At 71.1% G+C, this 23,221-nt stretch carries 24 protein-coding genes; 11 read left to right on the forward strand and 13 right to left on the reverse strand.

Going from position 1 to position 23,221, the window contains the following annotated elements; translation table 11 throughout:
• The 3 genes from CSIV_RS00570 to coaA form a co-directional block, all read right to left on the reverse strand.
• Positions 1 to 255: hypothetical protein (locus CSIV_RS00570; protein ID WP_139340557.1), on the reverse strand; the 255-nt coding region annotated here is incomplete at its 3' end.
• Positions 256 to 441: 186 nt separating this feature from the next.
• Positions 442 to 2,292 (reverse strand): glutamine--fructose-6-phosphate transaminase (isomerizing), encoded by a 1,851-nt coding sequence (gene glmS, locus CSIV_RS00575; protein ID WP_077049503.1) that lies wholly within the window; start codon positions 2,290 to 2,292, stop codon positions 442 to 444.
• 54 nt (positions 2,293 to 2,346) lie between these two features.
• Positions 2,347 to 3,300 carry a type I pantothenate kinase gene (gene coaA, locus CSIV_RS00580; RefSeq protein ID WP_077049504.1) on the reverse strand — a complete coding sequence of 318 codons (954 nt, stop codon included), beginning with the start codon at positions 3,298 to 3,300 and terminating at the stop codon, positions 2,347 to 2,349.
• A 39-nt stretch (positions 3,301 to 3,339) separates the two neighbouring features.
• Here coaA and CSIV_RS00585 point away from each other — a divergent pair, with 39 nt between their 5' ends.
• Positions 3,340 to 4,269, forward strand: a complete 930-nt coding sequence (locus CSIV_RS00585) for a Ppx/GppA phosphatase family protein (RefSeq protein WP_077049505.1) — start codon at positions 3,340 to 3,342, stop codon at positions 4,267 to 4,269.
• 112 nt (positions 4,270 to 4,381) lie between these two features.
• Here the strand turns inward: CSIV_RS00585 and glmM are convergent, their stop codons facing one another.
• The 4 genes from glmM to CSIV_RS00605 form a co-directional block, all read right to left on the reverse strand.
• Positions 4,382 to 5,737: a phosphoglucosamine mutase gene (glmM, locus tag CSIV_RS00590; RefSeq protein WP_077049506.1), complete on the reverse strand. Its 1,356-nt coding sequence runs from the start codon at positions 5,735 to 5,737 to the stop codon at positions 4,382 to 4,384.
• 14 nt (positions 5,738 to 5,751) lie between these two features.
• Positions 5,752 to 6,222 (reverse strand): 30S ribosomal protein S9, encoded by a 471-nt coding sequence (rpsI, locus tag CSIV_RS00595; protein ID WP_077049507.1) that lies wholly within the window; start codon positions 6,220 to 6,222, stop codon positions 5,752 to 5,754.
• 24 nt (positions 6,223 to 6,246) lie between these two features.
• Positions 6,247 to 6,693, reverse strand: a complete 447-nt coding sequence (gene rplM / locus CSIV_RS00600; protein ID WP_076491214.1) for a 50S ribosomal protein L13 — start codon at positions 6,691 to 6,693, stop codon at positions 6,247 to 6,249.
• Positions 6,694 to 6,999: 306 nt separating this feature from the next.
• Positions 7,000 to 7,836, reverse strand: coding sequence for an alpha/beta fold hydrolase (locus CSIV_RS00605; RefSeq protein ID WP_077049599.1), 837 nt, complete (start codon positions 7,834 to 7,836; stop codon positions 7,000 to 7,002).
• A 145-nt stretch (positions 7,837 to 7,981) separates the two neighbouring features.
• Here CSIV_RS00605 and CSIV_RS00610 point away from each other — a divergent pair, with 145 nt between their 5' ends.
• The gene (locus CSIV_RS00610) at positions 7,982 to 8,470 is read left to right on the forward strand and encodes a hypothetical protein (protein ID WP_077049508.1); all 489 of its coding nucleotides are present in this window, start codon (positions 7,982 to 7,984) and stop codon (positions 8,468 to 8,470) included.
• 11 nt (positions 8,471 to 8,481) lie between these two features.
• On the opposite strand, the gene CSIV_RS18200 is transcribed toward CSIV_RS00610, so the two are convergent.
• A complete protein-coding gene (locus CSIV_RS18200; protein WP_160897633.1) occupies positions 8,482 to 8,619 on the reverse strand; it encodes a hypothetical protein in 138 nt (45 codons plus the stop codon).
• A gap of 104 nt (positions 8,620 to 8,723) precedes the next feature.
• Between CSIV_RS18200 and CSIV_RS00615 the strand changes: the two genes are divergently transcribed.
• The 4 genes from CSIV_RS00615 to CSIV_RS00630 all read left to right on the forward strand — a co-directional run bounded on the left by CSIV_RS00615 (position 8,724) and on the right by CSIV_RS00630 (position 11,565).
• Positions 8,724 to 9,200 carry a MarR family winged helix-turn-helix transcriptional regulator gene (locus CSIV_RS00615; RefSeq protein WP_077049509.1) on the forward strand — a complete coding sequence of 159 codons (477 nt, stop codon included), beginning with the start codon at positions 8,724 to 8,726 and terminating at the stop codon, positions 9,198 to 9,200.
• 79 nt (positions 9,201 to 9,279) lie between these two features.
• Complete coding sequence (locus CSIV_RS00620) at positions 9,280 to 9,699, forward strand: organic hydroperoxide resistance protein (RefSeq protein ID WP_077049510.1); 420 nt, start codon at positions 9,280 to 9,282, stop codon at positions 9,697 to 9,699.
• A 91-nt stretch (positions 9,700 to 9,790) separates the two neighbouring features.
• Complete coding sequence (locus tag CSIV_RS00625; protein WP_077049511.1) at positions 9,791 to 10,438, forward strand: response regulator; 648 nt, start codon at positions 9,791 to 9,793, stop codon at positions 10,436 to 10,438.
• Complete coding sequence (locus tag CSIV_RS00630; protein ID WP_202401113.1) at positions 10,435 to 11,565, forward strand: sensor histidine kinase; 1,131 nt, start codon at positions 10,435 to 10,437, stop codon at positions 11,563 to 11,565. The genes CSIV_RS00625 and CSIV_RS00630 overlap by 4 nt, the downstream gene beginning before the upstream one ends.
• A gap of 6 nt (positions 11,566 to 11,571) precedes the next feature.
• On the opposite strand, the gene CSIV_RS00635 is transcribed toward CSIV_RS00630, so the two are convergent.
• The gene (locus CSIV_RS00635) at positions 11,572 to 12,627 is read right to left on the reverse strand and encodes a PIG-L family deacetylase (protein ID WP_175627530.1); all 1,056 of its coding nucleotides are present in this window, start codon (positions 12,625 to 12,627) and stop codon (positions 11,572 to 11,574) included.
• Positions 12,628 to 12,879: 252 nt separating this feature from the next.
• On the opposite strand from CSIV_RS00635, the gene CSIV_RS00640 reads away from it, so the two are divergent.
• On the forward strand, positions 12,880 to 13,167 hold the full coding sequence (locus CSIV_RS00640; RefSeq protein ID WP_077049513.1) for a hypothetical protein: 288 nt from the start codon (positions 12,880 to 12,882) through the stop codon (positions 13,165 to 13,167).
• 73 nt (positions 13,168 to 13,240) lie between these two features.
• Entirely contained in the window at positions 13,241 to 13,765 is a 525-nt protein-coding gene (locus CSIV_RS00645; RefSeq protein WP_077049514.1) for a YbhB/YbcL family Raf kinase inhibitor-like protein, read from the forward strand.
• Position 13,766: 1 nt separating this feature from the next.
• Here the strand turns inward: CSIV_RS00645 and CSIV_RS00650 are convergent, their stop codons facing one another.
• Positions 13,767 to 14,852: a PIG-L family deacetylase gene (locus tag CSIV_RS00650; RefSeq protein WP_083734907.1), complete on the reverse strand. Its 1,086-nt coding sequence runs from the start codon at positions 14,850 to 14,852 to the stop codon at positions 13,767 to 13,769.
• A 416-nt stretch (positions 14,853 to 15,268) separates the two neighbouring features.
• Between CSIV_RS00650 and CSIV_RS00655 the strand changes: the two genes are divergently transcribed.
• The 3 genes from CSIV_RS00655 to CSIV_RS00665 all read left to right on the forward strand — a co-directional run bounded on the left by CSIV_RS00655 (position 15,269) and on the right by CSIV_RS00665 (position 19,280).
• Positions 15,269 to 16,756: a sugar transferase gene (locus CSIV_RS00655; protein ID WP_077049601.1), complete on the forward strand. Its 1,488-nt coding sequence runs from the start codon at positions 15,269 to 15,271 to the stop codon at positions 16,754 to 16,756.
• Positions 16,757 to 16,829: 73 nt separating this feature from the next.
• On the forward strand, positions 16,830 to 18,155 hold the full coding sequence (locus tag CSIV_RS00660) for a UDP-glucose dehydrogenase family protein (RefSeq protein WP_077049516.1): 1,326 nt from the start codon (positions 16,830 to 16,832) through the stop codon (positions 18,153 to 18,155).
• A gap of 150 nt (positions 18,156 to 18,305) precedes the next feature.
• Complete coding sequence (locus CSIV_RS00665) at positions 18,306 to 19,280, forward strand: LacI family DNA-binding transcriptional regulator (protein ID WP_077049517.1); 975 nt, start codon at positions 18,306 to 18,308, stop codon at positions 19,278 to 19,280.
• A gap of 39 nt (positions 19,281 to 19,319) precedes the next feature.
• Here CSIV_RS00665 and CSIV_RS00670 read toward each other — a convergent pair whose 3' ends face one another.
• From CSIV_RS00670 to CSIV_RS00680, 3 genes are read right to left on the reverse strand one after another with little or no spacing between them, the layout of a single operon-like run.
• On the reverse strand, positions 19,320 to 20,960 hold the full coding sequence (locus tag CSIV_RS00670) for a glycoside hydrolase family 32 protein (protein WP_077049518.1): 1,641 nt from the start codon (positions 20,958 to 20,960) through the stop codon (positions 19,320 to 19,322).
• Positions 20,957 to 22,078, reverse strand: coding sequence for a hypothetical protein (locus tag CSIV_RS00675; RefSeq protein WP_077049519.1), 1,122 nt, complete (start codon positions 22,076 to 22,078; stop codon positions 20,957 to 20,959). The genes CSIV_RS00670 and CSIV_RS00675 overlap by 4 nt, the downstream gene beginning before the upstream one ends.
• Entirely contained in the window at positions 22,075 to 23,193 is a 1,119-nt protein-coding gene (locus CSIV_RS00680; protein WP_077049520.1) for a choice-of-anchor L domain-containing protein, read from the reverse strand. The genes CSIV_RS00675 and CSIV_RS00680 overlap by 4 nt, the downstream gene beginning before the upstream one ends.
• Between the last annotated feature and the right edge of the window lie 28 nt (positions 23,194 to 23,221).

Below are 23,221 nucleotides of genomic sequence, written 5' to 3' on the forward strand. Positions count from 1 at the left end.
GAGGGCTGCCGACACCTCGGCCAGGTTGTCGCTGACCTGGGTCGCCTGCGAACTGACCGGGGCCATCAGTCCCAGCAGGGTGGGCGATTCCGGAGCCTCATAGACCCCGGCCATGCCCTGCCACTTGAAGTGGACGTTCGAGCCGTGCTCGGACACCTGACCCGCGATCGTCCCGATCGTGCGGGCGTTCTCCTCGATGACCTCCGGCTTGATCTCGTCACCCGGGATCTCACCGACCTTGATCGCGTCCGGCATCACATCACCCCGTGCGGAAAGCTCATTACTTGGCCACCGTCCCGCGCCCACGGAACAGATGAGACTTACACCGTAGGCACATCACCGCCACTCCCCAAGGAAGATGAGAGAACTCTCCTCTTCGCCTCATCCGCAAAGGAAAAGGGGCCGGATGCCACTGGCATCCGGCCCCGAAAACGTCCGGTCCTATTCGACCGTCACCGACTTCGCGAGGTTGCGGGGCTGGTCGACGTCCAGGCCCTTGGCCTCGGCGAGGCCCATCGCGAAGATGTGCAGCGGCACCACGGCGAGGAGCGGCTCGAACAGCGGCGCGGCGAGCGGGATGCGGAGCACCTCGTCGGCGGCGGGCAGCACGGCGACGTCGCCCTCTTCCGCGATCGCGATCACGCGGGCGCCGCGGGCGCGGATCTCCTCGATGTTCGACACGACCTTCTTGTGCATCTCGCCCGAACCGCGCGGCGACGGCACCACGACGAACACCGGCTGACCGGGCTCGATCAGGGCGATCGGTCCGTGCTTCAGCTCGCCGGCGGCGAAGCCCTCGGCGTGGATGTAGGCCAGCTCCTTGAGCTTCAGCGCACCCTCGAGGGCGATCGGGTATCCGACGTTGCGGCCGAGGAACAGCACCGAGCGGGTGTCGGCCATCCAGTGCGCGAGCTGCTCGATGCGGGTCTGCTCGGTCTCGAGCACACGGGCGATCTTGCCGGGGACGGCCTCGAGCTCGGTGACCGCCTCGACGGCGACCACGGGGTCGACCGCGCCACGCACACGACCCACGTGCAGGGCGAGCAGGTACAGCGCCGTGATCTGCGCGACGAAGGCCTTCGTCGAGGCGACGGCGACCTCGGGGCCGGCGTGCGTGTAGACGATGGCATCCGACTCGCGCGGGATGGTCGCGCCCTGCGTGTTGCAGATCGACAGCGTCTTCGCGCCGCGAGAGCGGGCGTACTTCACGGCCATCAGCGTGTCCATGGTCTCGCCGGACTGGCTGATCGAGACCACGAGCGTGCGGGGCGAGAGCACCGGGTCGCGGTAGCGGAACTCGTGCGCGAGTTCCACGTCGACGGGGACCCGCGTCCACGTCTCGAGCGCGTACTTGCCGACCATGCCGGCGTAGGCGGCGGTGCCGCACGCGATGACGAGGATGCGGTCGATGTCGGCGAGGAACTCGTCCATGCCGTCGAGTTCGGGGATCTCGACACGGCCCTCGTGGATGCGACCGCGGAGCGTGTTGGCGACGGCCTCGGGCTCCTCCGAGACCTCCTTCGCCATGAACGACGACCAGCCGCCCTTCTCGGCGGCGGACGCGTCCCACGTGACCTCGAAGGCCTCGACCTCGACCGGCGCGCCGGAGAAGTCGGTGACCTCGACACCCTCGGGCGTGATCGCGACGATCTCGTCCTGGCCGATCGCGAGAGCGTTCCGCGTGTGCTCGACGAAGGCCGCGACGTCGGAGCCGAGGAAGTTCTCGCCCTCGCCCAGGCCGATCACCAGCGGAGAGTTGCGGCGGGCGCCCACGACGAGGCCCGGGTGGTCCTTGTGCATCGCGAGCAGCGTGTAGGCGCCCTCGAGGCGCGACACCACGGCGCGGAACGCCGCGACGAGGTCACCGGTGCGGGCGTACTCGCGGCCGATCATCGCGGCCGCGACCTCGGTGTCGGTCTCGCTGCGGAAGGTCACGCCCTCGCCCACGAGCTCGCTCTTGAGCTCGGCGAAATTCTCGATGATCCCGTTGTGGATGACAGCGAGCTTGTCGTCATCGGCGAGGTGCGGGTGCGCGTTGGCATCCGTCGGTCCGCCGTGCGTGGCCCAGCGCGTGTGCCCGATGCCCGTGGTGCCATCGGCGAGGGGCGTGGATACCAGGTCGTCACGCAGCACCGCGAGCTTGCCGGCACGCTTGCGCATGCCGAGGCCCCCGTCGCCGTCGATCACGGCGATGCCGGCGGAGTCGTAGCCCCGGTACTCCAGCCGCGACAGGCCCGCCAGCAGGATGTCCTGGCTCTGCCGAGGACCCACGTATCCGATGATTCCGCACATAGCTTCCGAGTCTACGGGGCGGTGCCTGTGCGAATCCCCCGCCGGGTTGCTGCGTCAGAGCTTGCGTAGCAGTACCGATTCGACGGTGTGGTCGGCACCCTTCTGCAGCACGAGCTTGGCCCGGTGTCGGGTGGGAAGGACGTTCTCCTCGAGATTGGGCAGGTTGATCTCGCGCCAGAACCCGAGCGCCCGCGACACCGCTTCTTCGTCGCTGATGTCGGCGAACACGCGGAAGAAAGACGAGGGGTTGGTGAACGCGTTGTCGCGCAGCGCCAGGAAGCGGTCGACGTACCAGCGCTCGATGTGGGCCGCATCGGCATCCACGTAGATCGAGAAGTCGAACAGGTCGCTGACCGCGACGTCGTTCGGCGTGGGCGGGGGCTGCAGCACGTTGAGCCCCTCGACGATCACGACGTCGGGGCGGTGCACCGTCACGTGGGCGTCGGGCATGATGTCGTACTGCACGTGCGAGTAGAACGGGGCGCGCACCTCCTCCGCGCCGGACTTCACTTCGCTGAGGAACTCCACCAGCGCCCGTCGGTCGTAGGACTCCGGGAAGCCCTTGCGGTCCATGAGGCCGCGGCGCTCGAGCTCGGCGTTCGGGTAGAGGAAGCCGTCGGTGGTCACGAGCTCGACGCGCGGGGTGTCGGGCCAGCGGCTCATCAGCTCGCGCAGCAGGCGCGCGATCGTGGACTTGCCCACCGCGACCGAGCCCGCGACCCCGATGACGAACGGGGTCGTGGCATCCGGTTCGCCCAGGAACTCGCTGGTGTCGGCACCGAGCCGCCGCGTGGCGCGGGCGTAGAGGCTCAGCAGGCGGCTGAGCGGCAGGTACACCTCGGCGACCTCGCGCAGGTCGAGCCGATCGCCGATGCCGCGCAGCTGCACGACCTCGGTCTCGGTGAGCGGCTGCTGGATGCCGCCGGCCATACGTGCCCACTCGGCGCGGTCGATCTGACGGTAGGGGCTCAGCGACGGTGCGGGAGCGGCGGTCTCTGCGGCGGACACCCGCCCATGCTACCCGCGGGCTCCCACTACGCTCGGAGCGTGCGACTCGGGGTACTCGACATCGGTTCCAACACCGTCCACCTGCTCGTCGCGAACGCGCGCGCCGGGGGACGGCCCACCGCGACGACGTCGCACCGCTCGGTGCTGCGGCTCATGCGCTACCTCGAGCCCGACGGGTCGATCTCGCCCGAGGGCGTCACCGGACTGGTGGATGCCGTGACCCAGGCGTGCGAGACCGCGCGGGCCGAAGGGGTCGACGAGCTCCTCGCGACCGCCACCTCCGCCGTCCGCGAAGCGACCAACGGCGATGACGTCATCGCCCGCATCGAGGCCGTCCTGGGGCAGCCGCTCCAGGTGCTCGGCGGAGAAACCGAGGCCCGGTACACCTACCTGGCGGTGCGCCGCTGGTTCGGATGGTCCGCCGGACAGATCCTGCTGTTCGACATCGGCGGCGGGTCGCTCGAGATCGCGGGCGGCGCGGACGAACTGCCCGAGCTGGCCGAGTCGGTGCCGCTGGGCGCCGGGCGGTCGACGGTGCAGTTCCTCCCCCACGACCCGCCGAGCGAGGACGAGATCGACGCGCTGCGTCAGCACGCGGCATCCGTCCTCGCCCCCGTCGCCGAGCGCTTCGCCGCCCTCCCCCGCCCGGACCACGTGATCGGCTCGTCGAAGGCGATCCGCTCTCTCGCGAAGCTCGCCGGGTACCCCGTGCCGGGCTGGTCGGGCATCGACCGGATGGTGCTGCCGCGGCGCGAGCTGAAGGATTGGATCCCGCGACTTGCGCGGATTCCCGCCGACGCCCGCGAGGCGCTCCCCGGTATCACCGCCGACCGCACGTTCCAGATCGTCGCGGCCGCGGTCGTCGTGGAGCGCGCGATGAAGGCGATGGACGTCGATGAGCTCGAGGTCTCGCCCTGGGCGCTGCGCGAGGGCGTCCTGCTGCGCTACATCGAGTCGCTGGAGTACTGACCTTCCTCGGGGCGCCGCATTCCCTGGTTTGGGGCGCGTTCCCGCGTTCGGGGCGTGAAAATCCCGCCCCGAACGAAGAATCGCGCCCCGAACCCAGGTCAGGGGCCGTGGGTCAGAGGGCGAGGCGCTCGCGCACGACCTCGGACAGGCGATCGGCGTGGGCGCGGGCGACGTGCTCCGACGCGGCCTCGACCATGACGCGAACCAGCGGCTCGGTCCCCGACGCGCGCAGCAGCACGCGCCCCGAGTCGCCCAACTCCGTCTCGGCGGCGCGCACGGCCTCCTGCACGACCTCGTCGGACACGCGGTCGCGGTCGACGCCCCGGACGTTCACGAGCACCTGCGGGTAGACCGTCATGATCGCGGCCAGCTCGGCCATCGTCTTCTTCTGACGGGCCATCTCCGCGACGATGTGCAAACCCGTGAGCAGACCGTCGCCGGTCGTGGCGAAGTCGCTCATGATCACGTGGCCGGACTGCTCGCCCCCGAGGGAGTAGCCGCCCTCGTTCATGGCCTCGAGCACGTAACGGTCTCCGACGGCGGTCTGGAGGACCCGGATGCCGTGATCCGCCATCGCGCGATGAAGGCCCAGGTTGCTCATCACGGTGGCCACCAGGGTGTCGTCGACGAGCGCACCGCGCTCCTTCATCGCCACCGCGAGGATCGCCATGATCTGGTCGCCGTCGACGATGTTGCCGTCGGCATCGACGGCCAGGCAGCGGTCGGCGTCGCCGTCGTGCGCGATGCCGACGTCGGCCCCCAGGCGCACCACGGCCTCGGCGAGCACGTCGAGGTGGGTGGAGCCCACGCCGTCGTTGATGTTGAGGCCGTCGGGGTCGGCACCGATGACGGTCACCGTGGCACCCGCGTCGCGGAAGGTCTCGGGCGAGACGCCGGCGGCGGCACCGTGCGCGCAGTCGAGGACGACGTGGATGCCGTCGAGCCGGTGCGGAAGCGAGCCGAGCAGGTGGACGACGTAACGGTCTTCGGCGTCGGCGAAGCGACGGATGCGCCCGACACCCGCACCCGTGGGCTGCAGTCGCTCCCACTCCAGGGCGCGCTCGATGCGCTCCTCGACGATGTCGGGGAGCTTCGTACCGCCGCGGGCGAAGATCTTGATCCCGTTGTCGGGAGCGGGGTTGTGCGAAGCCGACACCATGACGCCGAAGTCGGCGTCGCGATCCGCGATCAGGAAGGCGGTCGCCGGGGTCGGGATGACGCCCGCGTCGAGGACGTCCACGCCCGACGAGGCCAGGCCCGCGGCGACCGCGGCCGAGAGGAACTCTCCCGAGACCCGCGGATCGCGCGCGATGACGGCGGTGAGACGGCGGCCTTCGGCCTTCCGCGCCTCCGCCGAACGGCCCTGGCCCAGGACGACGGCAGTCGCCTGGGCCAGGTGCAGCGCGAGTTCGGCGGTGAGGAGACCGTTGGCCAGCCCCCGCACCCCGTCCGTGCCGAAAAGAGGCATCCGGAACGTCGAACTCAGCGCTTGGAGTACTGAGGCGCCTTGCGGGCCTTCTTAAGACCGGCCTTCTTGCGCTCCTTGACGCGGGCGTCACGGGAGAGGAAGCCGGCCTTCTTCAGACCCGGGCGGTTGTTCTCGGCGTCGATCTCGTTCAGCGCACGGGCGATGCCCAGGCGCAGCGCACCGGCCTGGCCCGAGGGGCCGCCGCCGGAGATACGTGCGATGACGTCGTAGGCGCCGGCGAGCTCGAGGACCGTGAACGGGTCGTTGATGAGCTGCTGGTGGAGCTTGTTCGGGAAGTAGTCCTCGATCGTGCGGCCGTTGACCGTGATCGTGCCGGAGCCGGGGACCAGGCGCACGCGGGCGATGGCCTGCTTGCGACGGCCGACGGCTGCGCCGGGGACCGAGAGAACGGGGCGCTCGGCCGCGACGACGGCCTGCTCGGCCGGCGTCTCGGTGCTGTAGTTGCTGGAGTCGATGTTCGACACTGTTTCGTCCTTATCCGGCGGCGCTTACTGGGCGACCTGGTCGAAGGTGTACGCGGTGGGCTGCTGGGCACCGTGCGGGTGCTCGGCGCCGCGGTAGACCTTCAGCTTCTTGAGCTGCGCCGCACCGAGGCTGTTCTTGGGGAGCATGCCGCGAACGGCCTTCTCGACGGCCCGCTCGGGGTTCTTCTCGAGGAGCTCGTTGTAGGTGACCGACTTGAGGCCGCCCGGGTAACCCGAGTGGCGGTAAGCCTTCTTCTTCTCGAGCTTCTGACCCGTGAGCGCGACCTTGTCGGCGTTGATCACGATGACGAAGTCACCCGAGTCGATGTGGTTGGCGAAGGTCGCCTTGTGCTTGCCGCGGAGGAGGGCCGCCGCGTGCGAGGCCAGGCGGCCGAGGACGACGTCGGTGGCGTCGATAACGACCCACTCGCGCGTGACCTCAGCGGCCTTGGGGGTGAAAGTGCGCGTCACAGTAGTGCTGCTTTCTTGATCGAACGGAGGAGTTCGTGAATCCCGCTCCGGTGGTCGGTTCTCCGGTCGATGACCGGGCAACTGGGCCGGTGGAGGGCTCACGTTCGGGCGACCCGCTCGCAGTGAGGCGGGCACCAAAGGGTTAGCTTACGGCATCCGGATGCCACGACCAAACGAGACGGCCCTCTCCGCCACCGGTCGGGCGCTGCCTCCCGAGACAGGACCGTGCCCCCGGCACCGGGTGGTGTCGGGGGCACGGACCGCCCTCCGCGGGATCGCGGGCGAGATCGAGGGCGCGGTGACGGGTCAGCGCTGCAGGAAGTCCACCAGCGCGCGGTTGAATTCGTCGGCGTGGCTGACGTTGACGCCGTGCGGGGCGCCGGCCACGACGTGCAGCTCACTGCCGGGGATCGCCGCGTGGGTGCGCTTGCCCGAGCCCTCGAACGGAACGGTCGCGTCGCTGTCACCGTGCAGGATCAGCGCGGGCACCGAGACGTTGCGCAGGTCGTCGCGGAAGTCGGTCGTGGCGAATGCCTCCATCGCCTTCAGCGCGGCGTGGTGGTCGGCCTGGTTCGCGAGACGCTCCGCCTCGGCCTGCTCGGCCGGGGGCACGGTGAGCTCCCCGTCCACCGAGAAGAAGTCGGTCGTGAACTGGTGGTAGAAGGCCTTCTCGTCGTCCTTGAGCCCCTTCTCCATCCCCGCGGCCGTGTCCGCGTCGAGCGGCCCCTCGGGGTTGTCGTCGGTCTGGGCCAGGTACGGCGGGACCGCGGCGGCGAAGACGACGCTGCGCACCCGGTCGGCGCCGTGGCGGGTCAGGTAGCGCGCCACCTCTCCCCCGCCCATGGAAAAGCCCACGAGCGTGGCGTCGCGAAGATCCAGGGCCTCGAGGACGGCGTGCAGATCGTCGGCGAAGGTGTCGTAGTCGTATCCCGTGCGCGGCTTGTCACTGCGCCCGAACCCGCGGCGGTCGTAGGTGACGACCCGGTAGCCGGCCTCTTCGAGGGCGGGCACCTGATGGGCCCACGATTCGCCCGAGAGGGGCCAGCCGTGGATCAGGACGACGGGGCGCCCTGCCCCGCCGGCGTCGTCGACGTGGAGGTCGATGTCGGTCAGAAGTCCGTGGTGTGCGGTGATCTCGCTCATGCCGGTCATGCTGGGACGCCGACCTGGGCGCGCGGCCGCCATTGACGCCGGGGGCGGGGCTTGATATCACGCCGCTCCCCTGGCATATCCCACGCGCCGCCGCAATGACCGGCGTCGGTTCGGATCCGGCCGTTAGCCTCGCGCCATGGCATCCCATCGCGCTCCGGCCGCGGGGCTCTCCGCCCTCGGTCTCGCTCTCGCACTGACCGCGTGCGCTCCTTTCGGCGGCCAGGCCGGCACCGGCGACGTGGGCTACGAAACGGTGATCGCCGCGGTCCTGCTGGCCGAGTCGGATGCCGGGGGCCGGGCGTTCGAGGTGGAGATCGACGACGGGACCGCTCAGGTGCATGTGGCGGCGGGCGACCGGACCGTCGAGGTCGACATCGATCTCACCGGCCCGAGCGTGACCGACCGCCGGGACGCGGGCGAGGTCGAGGCCGAGGACCGGGAGGCGTTGACGAGGGCGTCCACGACGCTGGCGGACGGCATCCGCGTCGCCGCCTCCGCGCACGCCGGCGACGGGAGTGTCGCGGAGGTCGGGTTGGGCTCCGGTGCACAGCCGTCCTGGACGGTGGAGTTCACCGACGGCGGCGAGGTGGCGGTCGCGGTGACCGACGGGTCGATCGAACGCTGAACCGACGGCGATCAGGCCGGTTCGGCGAGGCCCGGCATCCCCGGGAGGCCGAGCTCGAAGTGGTGCCCGTTGATGGCGAGGACATCGCGGTCCGCGTCGGGCGGGAAGCCCGACGCGGACATGGCGCCGACGTCGCTGCGGGGGATCATGCGACCCATGGTGCGGGTGCACGGCATCCCGTGGCAGGGGTTGACTTCCGGGGTTCGCTCCGATTCATGTTGTGCACAATTAAATTGTGTGCAACTCTTAGGTCATGCCCGCCGTCGACTCCCTCGTCTGCTTCGCGCTGTACGCGGCCAGCCGCACCACCACCCAGGCCTACCGCGTCCTCCTCGACCCGTGGGATCTCACCTATCCCCAGTACCTCGCGTTCGTGACGCTCTGGAACGACGGCGATCAGACCGTCAGCGGGCTCGGCGACGCCCTGCAGCTCGATTCCGGCACGCTTTCGCCGATGCTCGCCCGCATGGAATCCGCCGGATACGTCACGCGCGAGCGCCGCGTCGACGACGAACGCGTCGTGACGGTGTCGCTCACCGCACGCGGGCGCGAGATGCGCGACGAGCTGGCGCACGTCCCGCGCTGCATCGCCGTGGGATCCGGCATCCCCGACGCCGACAGCGCTCACGAGTTGATCCGCGCCCTCCAGCAGCTCACCGTCGCGATGCGCGACCTGCGCGACCACCCCCAGACCGTCCGCGACGTCGTCGACGGAGCATCCCGCGCCTGATCGCGAGACGCCGCGCGCGTCCCCTCCTCCCCTCATGCCGTCCGGCATCCGTTCGTCCTCCAGAAAGGAACCCCCACACATGGACGTCCTCTACACCGCCGAAGCCCTCTCGACCGGAGAGGGCCGCAACGGCCACGTCGTCGCCGGCGACCAGCTCGACCTCGACGTCGCCGTCCCGAAGGAGATGGGCGGCTCGGGCAACGGGACGAACCCCGAGCAGCTCTTCGCAGCCGGCTACGCCGCGTGCTTCCACAGCGCGCTGCACGCCGTCGCCCGCGGTCACAAGGTGAAGCTGCAGGACTCCTCCGTCGGCGGCCGTGTCCAGATCGGACCCAACGGTCAGGGCGGCTACCAGCTCGCCGTTCTGCTCGAGGTCGTGCTCCCCGGCATCGAACAAGACCAGGCCCAGCAGCTCGCCGACGAGGCGCACCAGGTGTGCCCGTACTCGAACGCGACACGCGGCAACATCGAGGTGACGGTCACCGTCTCCGACGACTGACCCGTCGACGGAAGGGGATGCCGGTCGCCCGGCATCCCCTTCCGCGTTCCCGGGCGGGCGACTCGGCCCGCCCCGTCGTAGGGTGACAGACGTGATCCGCGTGGTAGTCGTCGACGACGAAGCCCTCGTCCGTTCGGGCTTCGAGCTCATCCTGGGCGCCGCCGACGACATCGAGGTCGTCGCGGCCGTCGACGGCGACCATGCCGTCGACGTCATCCGTCGCGAGCGTCCGGACGTGGTCCTCCTCGACATCCGGATGCCGGGACGCAGCGGCCTGGACGTGCTGGCCGACATCCGGGACGACCCCGAGCGCCCCGTCGTCGGCATCCTGACGACCTTCGACACCGACGAGCACATCGCCCGGGCCCTGCAGGACGGCGCGTCCGGGTTCCTCGTGAAGGACACGCCCCCGCAGCACCTCGCGGCCATGGTGCGCTCGCTCGCCGCCGGAGGCGTGGTGCTCTCGCCCCAGGTCTCGCGGACGCTGGTCGAGGGCTACGTCGGCGCTCCCGACCCGGACGCCGTGGAACGCGTGGCGCTCCTGACCGAGCGCGAGCGAGACGTGCTCGAGCGCCTGCCCACGGGCGAATCCAACGCCGAGATCGGCAAGCGCCTGCATCTCAGCGGCGCGACCGTGAAGGACCACGTGAGCGCCATCCTGGCAAAGCTCTCGGTCTCCACCCGACTCGAAGCCGCCCTCATCGCCGAGCGCGCCCGCCGGGGCGGCGACCGGCGGTGACCCTCCGCGCGCGCGACCGGTTGGCGGCCGTCACCCGCACGCGATGGTTCGCCGTCGTCACCGACCTCGCGCTGGCCGGAGCCGCGGTCGTGGACGTCGTCGTCCTCCTCCCGGAGTGGACCCCGTTCGAGGTCGCGCTCGCCGCCATCGCCGTCCTCGGGCTCCTCGTGCGCCGACGTCTTCCCTGGGTGGCGTTCGCGCTGGTCCTGCCCGGGCTCGTGGTGGATGCCATGACCATCGCCGCACCGATCGCGCTGTACTCGGTCGCCGTCCGCGAGCGGCGCCTCCCCCCGCTCGTCGCGGCCGGGGCCGTCACCTTCGCGTGCTTCCTCCTCCCCGACTGGCAACTGCCCGAGCTGGACTACCTGGCGCCCTCGCTCCTCTACGCCCTGCTCTACGCCGCGACCCCGATCGCCCTCGGCGCGCTGGTGCGCACCCGGCGGGAGCTGAGCGACCGGGTCGCCGATCTCTCGGCGGCGAGGGAGGCCGAGCGGCGCCGCGACGAACAGGACGTCCTCCGACGGGAACGCGCCCGCCTCTCCCGCGAGATGCACGACGTCGTCTCCCACCAGGTGAGCCTGATCGCCGTGCAGGCCGGCGCGCTCCAGGTGTCCTCGCCCGATCCGGCGGCGCGGACAGCGGCCGGAGTCATCCGCTCCCTGGCGGTGCGCACCCTCGACGAGCTCCGGCAGATGGTCGGGGTGCTGCGCGCCGAGGGCGCTCCGACCGGCGGCGACAAGCCGCAGCCGACCCTCGACGACCTCCCGCGACTGGTCGCCGACAGCGGCCTCCCCGCGGAACTGGTCACCGACGTCACGGACGACCTCGCACCGCCGCTGCAGCGAGCGGTCTACCGGACGATCCAGGAAGGACTGACGAACGCTCGGAAGCACGCTCCCGGAGCCGCCGTGCGGGTGAGCGTGCGCACCTCGACCACGACCATCGACGTCGTCGTCGAGAACGACCCGCCCACGGGAGCCGCGCTGATCCTCCCCTCCGGCGGAGCCGGCCTCCGCGGACTGCGGGAGCGGGCCGAACTGCTGGGCGGCCGTCTCACCGCCGCGGGCGGACCGGACGGCGCCTTCCGACTCGCGGTGTCGCTCCCCCGGCGCACGCCCGAGAGCTGAGCCCGGTCAGGACAGCCGGAGCTCGGCCTCGGTCTTGGGGTACGTCCGTCGCAGCCAGTCGCCGAAGCCGGGCTGCGCGAGGCACGTGGACGCCTCCGCGCACCGGACCACCGGGTCGTCGGCGGCATAGGTGCGGTACACCTCGACCTTGGCATCCAGGGCGTCGCCGGTGACGTTGACGGGTTGATCCTGGGACGGGTATCCGAGGAAATACGACATGGACTCCGCGGGGATGCCGACCGCGGGCGCGGACCTTCGCACCAGCGAGCCGACGCACGAGTGATCGGGGTGGTCGCCGCGGGCGAAAGCGCTCTCGTGCGGGACGTTCGTGCTCACGCGTTCGGGCTGCGCCGCCGCCAGGAGCTCGGCGAGCGTCGCGGTCAGTCGCGGCAGGTCATAGGTCGGCGACCCGTCGATCGGGGCGAGTTCCGCGACGTCGCCGTTGACGAGCTGCGTGAGCCCGGCGTTCCCCGTGGCGGGGAAGCCCTTGCCGTTGAGCCCGCCGTCGGGGAGCCGAAGGACGGTGATGGACAGGCGTGGTTCGTCGGACGGCACGAACCGCGTCACGGTGGCACCGCTGAGGAGGGTGATGCGTCGTTCGTCCCACTCCGCGGTGGAGCCGCGCATGAGGTCGTAGGCGGCGCGGATCCCGGCCTCGCGTTCATGGGCGTAGTCGAGCCCCTTCCCCGCGTCTCCCGCCGTGACGTACACCGCGCGCACGGTGGCGCCGCCGGTGATCGCGTCCGACAGCTCCGGGTTGGCGAAGATGATGTCGTCATCGGCGTGCGCCCACATCGTCACGCTCGTGTCGATGCCGGGCGCTTCGACCGCGGGCGAGAGCGCGGCCGGCGCCGTCGGCGCGGGGATCGCGCGAAGCGGCATCCACGCTCCGCGCGGCGGGCCGCCCCGGCGGAACTGCCGGGCGAGCAGGGCGCCGCCGCCGAGTCCGACGACCGCGAGTCCGCCGATGAGGAGGCCGCGCCGAGTCACACGGATGCGGCGCGCGTCGCGTGTTCCGTCTTCTCCGTCACCTTTCGCCCCAGAAAGGTCGTCGTCCTGCACCGTGGCTCCGTCCTGTGTCCCCCCGGCCGAGCGCGGCGACGGGTTCGGGTCGTCGGCGGTCGGCGTGACCCTCCGACGCTACCGCGCCGACGCACCGGAACCGCTGAACACACACCACGGCCCCACCGACCGGCGGGGCGACAGACGCCGATCGGCGGGTGCCATCGACGGCGCGGCGGGAGTGCGTTGGCATCCACGTCGTTCATCGCGCTCCCTCAGCGGACACCTAGAGACGATGGGAACACTCGGGGCATGCAGACGTCCTCGCCGCCGCGGTCACTGTCTCCCCTCGCCCGGCGCATCCGTGCCGTGCTGTGGGAGTGGGATCCGATCGGCGTGCGGGCGATCGGCGACGGGTGGCCGGAGGACGAGTACGACGACCTGCTCCTCCCGCTGATCGCGGCTCTCGCCGAGCGGCCCGGGGTCGCGGAGCTCGCCGACGACCTGCGCGCCGTCCTCGAGACGGACTACGGACTCCCCTCCCCCGGCCGCTGCACGGAGGCGGCCCGCGCCCTGCTCGCGCTGCACACGGAGGACTGATCGGCGTCTACCGAGCGACCGCGAAGGGCGCAAGCCCGGTCTGCGTGTCGGATCGGAGTCCTATCGTGCGGTCATGGTTGATCTGACGCGCCCCCAGACCCCCGATCCCTATCCGCTCCTGCCCGCCGTGCGGTCCTTCGACGTCGTCAGCGACGACGTGACCGACGGCCGGCCGCTGAAGGACGACCAGGTGGCCGCCCGCGGGAACACGTCTCCGCACCTGCGCTGGTCGAACGTGCCCGAGGGAACCGCGTCCTTCACCATCACCTGCTTCGATCCCGACGCCCCCACGCCCAGCGGGTTCTGGCACTGGGTGCTCGTCGATCTGCCGGGCGATGTGCGCGAGATCCCCGCCGGTTTCGCAGCGGGAGACCTGCCGGGAGCCGCCTTCCACCTCCGCAACGACGGCGGGCAGGCCGGCTTCCTCGGTGCGGCACCCCCCGAGGGGGACCAGCCGCACCGCTACTTCTTCGTCGTGCACGCCGTCGGCGCCGAGAGCCTCGGGGTGGAGCACGACGCCACCCCCGCCGCGGCGTCCTTCGCGCTGGCATTCCAGACGCTCGGACGCGCGATCGTCCACGGTACCTTCGCGCACTGAGTCAGGACATGCGGAGGTCGGCCTCGGTGAGGGGGTACGACCTCCGCAGCCACTCGCCGAACTTGCGGGTCTTCAGACACGCGTCGCGGTCGGCGCATCGCACCACCGAGTCCTGCTGCGCGTAGATGCGGTACGTCTCGACCTTGGCATCCAGGACGGCACCGTCCAGGGTGCGGGGAAGGTCGATCGACGGGTAGCCGACGAAGTACAGGATGCCGGGGGCCGCCGCCGGGTTTTGTCCGATCGAGTCGCGCACGAGCGTGCCCACCGTGGAGTGGTCGGGATGGTCTCCCGGCGCATACGAACTGCCGCGCGGAACGTGCGTGAGCGTGCGCACCGGGTGCAGCGCGACGGCGATCTCGCTCAGTGCGGCGGAGAGCTGCGCACGGTCCACCGCGGGACCCCCGTCGATCGGCGCGAGCGTCGAGATGTCCCCGTCGATCAGCCTGCTCAGCGACGCATGCCCGGTGGCGTCGAATCCCCGGTCGGTGATGTTGCCGTCGGGAAGGCGCACGAACATCACCGACAGACGCGGGTCGCCCTGGGGGGTCAGCCTCTCCAGCCGCAGCCCGGCGTCGAGGGTCACGACGGTGGAATCCCACAGCCCGTCGGCACCGCGCATGTGGTTGTACGCGCGGAGGATGCCGAGCTCGCGCGCGTGGGTGTAGTCCAGTCCTTTTCCGGCGTCGCCCGCCGTGAGGAACACGGTGCGAACGCACTGGCCCGCGGCGATGGCGTCGGAGATGGTGGGGTTGCCGAAGATGATGTCGTCGTCGGGGTGGGCCCACACGGTCAGAACCGTGTCGCCGTCGCAGGCCTGGACGGCGGGCGACGGGGGCACCGTCGGAGTGGGGCTCGCCGTCGCCGAAGGGGCGACGCGGGGAACCGGCGCGGCCGTGGACGCGGGACTCGGCGTCCGGGTGGCCGCGGGTGCCGCCTGCGGGGTCGCCGCGCGCAGAGGCCAGATCCCCAGAGCGGTGGACACGACGATCGAACCGCCGACGAGGAGAACGACGGCGAGCACGGCGATGAGGACGCCCGCTCCCCACCGAGGCGGCCGGGGAGTCGGCCGGTCTGCGCGTGTCATCGGCGATCCCCCCGGAGTCGCGACCGGGGGGATGGGAAGCCACCGGCCGCGGCCGAGTCTAGGCGACCCGAACCCGTGCACCAAAGGAGTGCGGGCACGGGTGCCCTTTGACGGCGGGCGGACGATGCATCCGGTCTGCGAACCCGCGGCTGCGACCGTGTCCCCCGATCGGCGGACATGGCCTTCATCTGGGGAAACTTCGGGTGACTACTGCGCACGCTCAGGAAACAATCCGTTCATACAGGGGTGATTCACGGGGTGAGTTGAGGCTGTTATCGTTCCGAGAAGAACCACGATCCGGGGTTACCGGGGAAAGGGGCCTACGCACTGTGACGTCTGACCTCAAGGTCGGCGCGACATCGACGTCGCAGGGCGCCGTCGTCGGCATGGACGATGCGACGACGACGATGAAACCGATGGGCGGGTCCTTCCTGGACCGCCGCCCCCAGGCCCCCTCCTCGACGCACGACCGCTGGCGCCAGCGGTATCGCCGCAACCTGATCCTCACCGACCTCGCCGCACTCATCTGGGTGGTCTACGGCACGCAGCTGGCGTGGTTCGGCACCGGGAACGCGGCCGTCGCCGCGAGCCGCGACAGCCGCATCACGGACCTCTCCTACTGGATCTTCTCGGCCGTCCTGGTCGTCGCCTGGATGTGGGCGCTGTCGTTCATCGACTCCCGCAGCGACCGCGTGCTCGGCACGGGGTCGCAGGAGTACATCCGCGTCGTCGACTCCAGCTTCCGGCTCTTCGGGACGATCGCGATCATCGCCTTCCTGACCCAGATCGACGTGGCCCGCGGATACCTGTTGATCAGCCTGCCCGTCGGCATCCTGGTCCTCATCTTCACCCGCTGGCTCTGGCGGCAGTGGCTGGTGGTGCAGCGCTCGCACGGGAAGTATTCGGCCAACGTCCTGCTCGTGGGGTCGCTCCCCTCCGTCACCCAGCTCGCCCGCGAGTTCGCCCGCAACCCGAACGCCGGCTACCGCGTCGTGGGCGCGTGCGTCCCCAGCGGCAAGGTCGCCGACACCATCCCCGGGACCGACATCCCGGTCATGGGCCACGTCGGCGACATCTCGCGCGCCCTCCAGGTCACCGGCGCGGACACCGTCGCCGTGACGAGTGCAGACGAACTGCCCGCCGACAAGGTGAAGCAGATCTCGTGGAGCCTCGAGGCCGGGCGGCAGCACCTCGTGCTCGCACCGAGCATCATCGACATCGCGGGACCTCGGCTCCACACCCGCCCGGTCGCCGGACTCCCCCTCATCCACGTCGAGACGCCGCGGTTCTCCCGCGGGCAGGTCTTCCTCAAGCGCACCGTCGACCTGGTCGCGAGCATCGCCGGCGTCATCGTGCTGAGCCCGCTCCTCGCATTCCTCGCGATGGCGGTCCGCCTCTCCAGCGAAGGCCCCGTGTTCTTCCGGCAGAAGCGCGTCGGATTCCGCGGCCGCGAATTCACGATGATCAAGTTCCGCTCCATGGTCGTCAACGCGGAGGATCTTCTCGAGCAGCTCGCGCGGCAAGAACGCGATGCCGGCAACGAGGTTCTCTTCAAGATGAAGAACGACCCGCGGGTCACGCCCATCGGCCGCATCATGCGCAAGTTCAGCCTCGACGAACTGCCGCAGCTGTTCAACGTGATCGGCGGGTCGATGTCGCTCGTCGGTCCGCGGCCCCCGCTGCCGTCGGAAGTGGCGCTCTACGCTGACCACGTGCATCGTCGATTCCTGGCCAAGCCCGGCATCACGGGCCTCTGGCAGGTCAGCGGACGTTCCTCCCTCTCGTGGGAGGAGTCGGTGCGCCTCGACCTCTCCTACGTGGAGAACTGGACGCTCGTGGGCGACTTCGTCATCCTCGGCAAGACCGCCCGTGCCGCACTGGCACCGGGCGAGACGGCCGCGTGAACTCCCCGCGCTCCCGCGCGGGTCGACGGCGCGACACTCGCGCGCCGTCTCTCAACAAAGCTGGAGGAGACCTGTGCGTCTTTCTGTGATTGGTTGCGGATACCTGGGAGCCGTGCACGCGGCCGCGATGGCCTCGATCGGACACGAGGTCGTCGGCATCGACGTCGACGAGCGGAAGGTGGCCTCGCTCTCGAAGGGGGAGGCCCCGTTCTTCGAGCCCGGACTCCAGGAGATCCTCACCGAGGGCATCGCCTCCGGCCGACTGTCCTTCACGACCGACATGTCCGCCGCACAGGGCGCGAAGGTCCACTTCATCGGAGTGGGTACGCCGCAGCAGCCGGGCGGATACGCCGCGGACCTCACCTACGTCCACGCCGCCGTCGACGGCCTGCTGCCCTACCTCTCCGAGGGGGACATCGTCGCCGGCAAGTCGACCGTGCCGGTCGGAACGGCGGAGTCGCTCGCACCGCGGGTCTCCGAGCGCGGGGCGACCCTCGTGTGGAACCCCGAGTTCCTCCGCGAGGGCTGGGCCGTCCAGGACACCGTCGACCCCGACCGTCTCGTCGCCGGCGTGCCGAGCCTCGACGGCGCCCCCAGCGAGGAAGGCGCCCGTACCGCGGACGTCCTGCGCGAGGTCTACCACCCCTCCATCGCCAAGGGCACCCCGTTCATCGTGACGGACTACGCCACGGCCGAGCTGGTGAAGGTGTCGGCCAACGCCTTCCTCGCCACCAAGATCAGCTTCATCAACGCGATGGCCGAGATCGCCGAGGTCACGGGCGCCGACGTGACGACCCTCGCCGACGCCATCGGACACGATGCGCGCATCGGTCGCCGCTTCCTCGGCGCCGGCATCGGATTCGGCGGCGGCTGCCTGCCCAAGGACATCCGCGCCTTCTCGGCTCGCGCCGAAGAGCTGGGCCGCGGTGAGTCGGTGGCGTTCCTGCGCGAGATCGACGCGATCAACCTGCGCCGTCGCGACCGCGCCGTCGACCTCACGGTGCAGGCGCTGGGCGGGTCGGTGTACGAGAAGAAGGTGACCGTCCTCGGCGCGGCCTTCAAGCCCCACAGCGACGACATCCGCGACTCCCCCGCGCTCGATGTGGCGGTGCGCCTGCACGGCCTGGGCGCCGACGTGACGCTCACCGACCCGGCGGCGATCGAGAACGCCCGTCGCATCCACCCGCAGCTGACCTACGTCGAGGACCGCGACGAGGCCCTGCGCGGAGCCGACGCCGTCATCGTCGTCACCGAGTGGGACGAGTACCGCCGCGAGCTCGATCCCGCCCACGCCGCCGAGCTCGCCGCCGGTCACGTGGTGGTCGACGGACGCAACTGCCTGGATGCCGCCGCCTGGCGCTCCGCCGGCTGGACGTACTACGGCATGGGTCGCCCCTGACCACGCACGACTCCCCGTCGGGCCCGCGGCATCCTGTCGCGGGCCCGACCTCGTTCGGACGACGCCGAGAGGCCCGGAGTCCGCGACCCGGTGGGATACCGTCGAGGGGGCACCCGCGCCCGTAACCCGACCCTGGAGCGTGAGCATCCGATGAGCCGACCCAAGCTGCAGGACGTCGCCGCGCACGCGGGCGTGTCGGTCACCACCGTCTCGCGCGTCCTCAACAACCGGGGGTACCTCAGCGACGACATCCGCCGCCGGGTCGACGACGCGGTCACGGCACTCGGCTATCGCCCCAATGAGATCGCCCGGTCGCTCATCGGCCAGCGCTCCACGCTCGTGGGGCTCATCGTCCCGACGGTCGCCGACCCGTTCTTCGGAGAACTCGCGACCCACGTCGAGGGCGCACTGGCCGAGAGCGGCTACAAGATGCTCCTCTGCGACTGCCACGACACCCCCGAACGCGAAGAGCGCTACCTGGACCTCCTGCAGGGGAACCGCGTCGACGGGATCATCAGCTCCACGCACAATCGGGACGTCACCGGCTACGGACGCGCCGATCTGCCGATCGTCGCCATCGACCGACGACTCGGCGAGGGCATCCCGACCGTCCACAGCGACAACCGCACCGGTGGACTCCTCGCCGCCGAACACCTGATCTCCCGCGGATCCCGTTCACCGGTGCACATCACCGCGACCGATCACGCCGGCAACGCGCGCGCCGCGGCCTACCGCGAGGTCATGGACCGCCACGGACTCGAGCCCCGCGTGATGGCCTACGGCTACGACACCCCGGTGGATCGTCGTCGCGCCGCCATCGAGACATGGCTCACCCTGAACCCCGCGGACGGGGTGTTCGCCAGCGACGATCTCACCGCGCTCATGGCGCTGGACTGGGCGCGCAAGACCGGACGACGCGTCCCGGACGACCTCCGGATCGTCGGCTACGACGGCGCCGCAGCGCTGCGGATGGCCGTGCCCGGACTCACCACCGTCCGTCAGCCGATCGAGCGCATGGCCGCCCGGGCCGTCGACCTGCTGCGGGCACGGATGGCGGATGCCACGCTGACCGAGGTCGAGGAAGAGCCTCTCCCGGTCGAGCTGCTGCAGGGCTGGACCTCCTGACGGTGCGGCTCCGCCGGATCCCGGCGGAGCCGCACTCCCTCAGCGAGCGCTCGGGTCGTTGACCGCGAGGGGGGACAGGGAGACGTCGCGGATCTCCGCCTCGGCCCCGACGGACTCGACGGTGACGCCCCCCGTGAGATCGACGAACGCCGCTGAGGTGAGCGAAGCCTGCCCGTCTCCGGTGAAGACCTCGATCGAGGACGCGTCGACGATCACGTCGAAGACGACCGTCCCCCCGGTTCCGACCGGGGCGACGCGCACCTCGCGATACGTGTCGGGCAGGGCATCCGCCGCCTCATCGCGGCGACGGTCGAGGAAGACCTTCCCCGCCTCGGCGTCATAGCCCACCGTGACCTCCCCTCGCTCGGACGAGCCCAGTCGGAGCCGCACCTCGCCGCCGTCGGGAGCGGACACGGTCGCCCGCAGGCGATAGGCGGCCCCGGTGCTCTGCACCGGCAACGCGGTGATGTTCCCCGGGACCACCGTCACGGGAGCGACGGCGGAGCGGGCCCGCCCCTCCTGGGCCGCGACCTCGGTGACCGGCTGCGAGAGCAGCGTCAGGCGCCCGTCCACCTCGCGCAGCGTGATCTCGCGCGTGGTCGAGAGGGAGCCGCCCTGCCAGCTTCCGCCGGGCAGCTCCCGGGCGTACGCCCAGTTGTTGACCCACGCGAGGGCGAACCGGCGTTCCAGTCGGCCGCGGTCCCCGTCGCGGGGGTCGTCCCACGTCACCGCGGCGTAGAAGTCGGATCCTCCGTCGAGCCACTGCGGCTCGTCGGCATCGGCGGCGAAGCGCTCCCCGTCCCACGTCCCCGTCCAGTAGGCGAAGCCGGTCGTGCCGCCGGAGCGCGCGGCATCCGCGCTCGCTCCGAGCACCCAGGTGCGGCGCCCCGAGACCGGGTCGACCATCTCGAACAGGTCGGGACACTCGAGGAGGCCGTAGCCGTCGCGCACGAAGTCCGAGACGTAGGTCCACTCGCGCAGGTTCGTGGAGGTGTAGAAGCCGAGGCGCTCCCCTTCCGCCAGCACCATCACCCACCGCTCGTGGGCGTCGTCCCAGACGACCTTGGGGTCGCGCCAGTCGGTGACGCCGGGGTTGTCCATGATCGGATTCCCTTCGTAGTTCTGGAACGTCCGGCCCCCGTCGGCCGAGGTGAACATCGACTGCCGCTGCACTCCCTCGTCCTGCTGCGTCGTGAGCGCGACGATCGTGCCCGCGCCGAATCCCGCGGTGTCGCGTTCATCGACGACGGCGCTGCCGGTCAGGATGTCACCGAGCCCGTTGCGGTACTTCTCGATCGCGACACCGCGGTTCTTCCACGTCACCATGTCGGCCGAGGTGGCCAGATGCCACTCCGTGCCGTTCCCCTCGGGGTAGTCGGCGTTGTACAGGTAGTAGAGGTGCCACTCGCCGTCGATGAGGACGGGGCGTTGCGGGTCGTTCATCCAGTGCTGCTCGGGGGTGAGGTGGAACGTGGGCCGGAACCTTTCCCAGCCCTCGGGCACGTCGAACGCGTCGGACGTCGCCGTGGGCGTCGGTTCGACGGGCGGCGAAGCGTCGCGCGGGAGCAGGAGGACCACGAGACCGATCGCCACCACGACGCCGCCGGCGATCAGCGACAGCAGGGTCGCCCGGCCCGGGCGCACGGATCGTTTCGCGCGGGGGTTCTCGACGCCCGTCATGCGCGCCCCCGGGCACGGCGCGCGTGCAGGGCGAGAGCGGTCCACCCCGCGGCCAGCAGACCGACGGCGGCCGCGGCGAACGACACAGCCGATCCCTCCGACCCCGTCTCGGCCAAGCGTGCGGGCACGGGCGGCGCGGGCACCGGGGTCTCGGCCACCGGGGGCTCCGGCAGGGGCGGCTCCGGCGTCGGCGGTGCGGTCGGCGGGACCGGGGGCTGCTCGACGAGGAGGGACTCCCAGCCGACCGCGCGTACCGGCTCACCCGGCTGGGTGCGGCGCGCCTCGAAGGTCGCCGCGTTGGAGATCTCGGTCGAGGGCGCATCCGGGAGCGTGTCGAGGGCGACTTCGACGATCTCGTCGCCCACGGGCTCGACGTGCACCGCCACTTCGGTGTCACTGCAGTCGACGCGCACGCGCTCCACGGGCACGTCGACCGGGTCGACGAGCGCCCCGGTGTCCGGATGCGTCGCGACCGCGGATCGGACGCTCACCCCGGCCGCGCAGTCGACACGCTGGCCCGGCCCCACTCGATCGACGATGTCGAGGACGTCCCACGGCCCGCGCGGTGCTTCCACGACCCACCGCGCACGGGTCTCGTCCTCGTCGGCCCAGAAGCCGTACTTGTTGCCGCGCGTACGGTCGGGGATGCCGTAGAAGGGTCCGGGTCGTTCGCCGGGGCGCAGGGTCGCGTCGGCGGTGGACGAGGATGCCGTCACGATCGGGGGCCCGACCTCCTCGGTCGATCGCACGATCGCCTCCCCCGCGCGGTTGGCGGGGTCCGCGACGGCGTCGGTGAGCTCGATGACGAGCCTTCCGGTGGCATCGAGCCGCGCCGTACCGATCACGACGCCCGTGGAGGAGATCCAGTCGGCTCCCGCCGCACCGCCCGCATGCTCCGGAAGGAAGAGCTCGACGGTGTCTCCGGGAGCGGCCTCCGCGGGGAGCACCCACCGCACGTCCGAGACGGTCGCGGGACCGTCCTGGACGACGGTGGTCTCCGCGACGAGCGGCAGCTCGACGCGCGCGTGCGCGGGGGCCGCGAGGACCGCCGCCCCCGCGAGAGCGAGCACCGCGCCGGCCGTGGAACGGACGGGGAGACGGGAGCCGACGCGGATCACGGCGCGCTCACCCCATCGCGGGCACGGCGGCGGCGGGCGATCACGAGAGCGGTCACGCCGGCACCCACCGCGGCCGCGGCGATTCCCGCCCCGGCGGTCAGGGCTGCGCCGTCCACACCCGTGTTCGCCAGCGGTGAGCCGGGTCGTGCGGATCCGGATCCGGTGGACGACGCGTCGGAGGCGGGGATCGGGTCGGGGGATGCCGCGGCTCCGCCGTCATCGACGACCGGCGGGGTCGTCGGCTGCACGGGTCCGGGTACGGAGGAGATTCCCCCCGCGGCCAGGAGGAGCGTGGAGTCGAGCTGGCCGTCGCGCGTGTCGGCGATCGCGGCGACGACGGTGACCGGCTGACCGGGGGTGACCTCGGCGGTGCAGGTGAGCGGCACCGTGTAGCCGTTCATCTCGGTCGCGCGATCGCCGGGTGCGCCGTCGGCGGTGAGGTTGGAGACGAAGAGCTCCGAACGCGTGTCCGCGTTGATGAACTCGACGCCGACGGGGAGGTCGTCGACGGTGGAGCAGAGGCGTCCGTCGACGAAGACACCGAACGCGTCGGTGTAGTCGCGCGCGGCCCAGTCCGCGTACTCCTCGCTACCGATCTGGTAAACGATTGTCAGAGTGTCGCCCTCGGGAACGACCTCCAGGTGGAGCTCTGCGGCGTCGTAGGTGGTCCGACCGGACGAGGACTCCAGCACGGCGGAACCACCACCGCCGAGATCGCCCGTGGTGGTGAGCTTGCCGTTCGGGCCGAGCAGCGCCGAGGCGGTGAAGTCGACGTCGGACGAGGCCGAGGGATCAGCGGCGCGCAGCGAGCCCGTGCTCAGCGCGACACCGGAGACGGGGCCGCCCGGAAGACCGAGGTCGAGCTCTGCGAAGGAGGCGGCCTGCACGCCACGGCCGGATGCGAGCGTCGCCGACGCCAGCGAGACGTGGCCGCCGATCAGGCTTTTCGCGCCATTCGCGGCATCCTGGCCCTCGAAGGTGGACAGGGAACCGGCCGCGTGGGCGGGGGCGGCGGCCAGCAGGATCAGCGCCGCGGACGACGCCAGGGCCGCCGCGGTCGCGGCGGGGACACGCCGGGACCGCGCCCGGCGGGCGGTGGGGATGAGAGGGGTCATGACACTCCAGAGGGCTGGTGGCGGGCGC

The organism is Microbacterium sp. CSI-V (assembly GCF_001984105.1).
GTDB lineage: Bacteria > Actinomycetota > Actinomycetes > Actinomycetales > Microbacteriaceae > Microbacterium.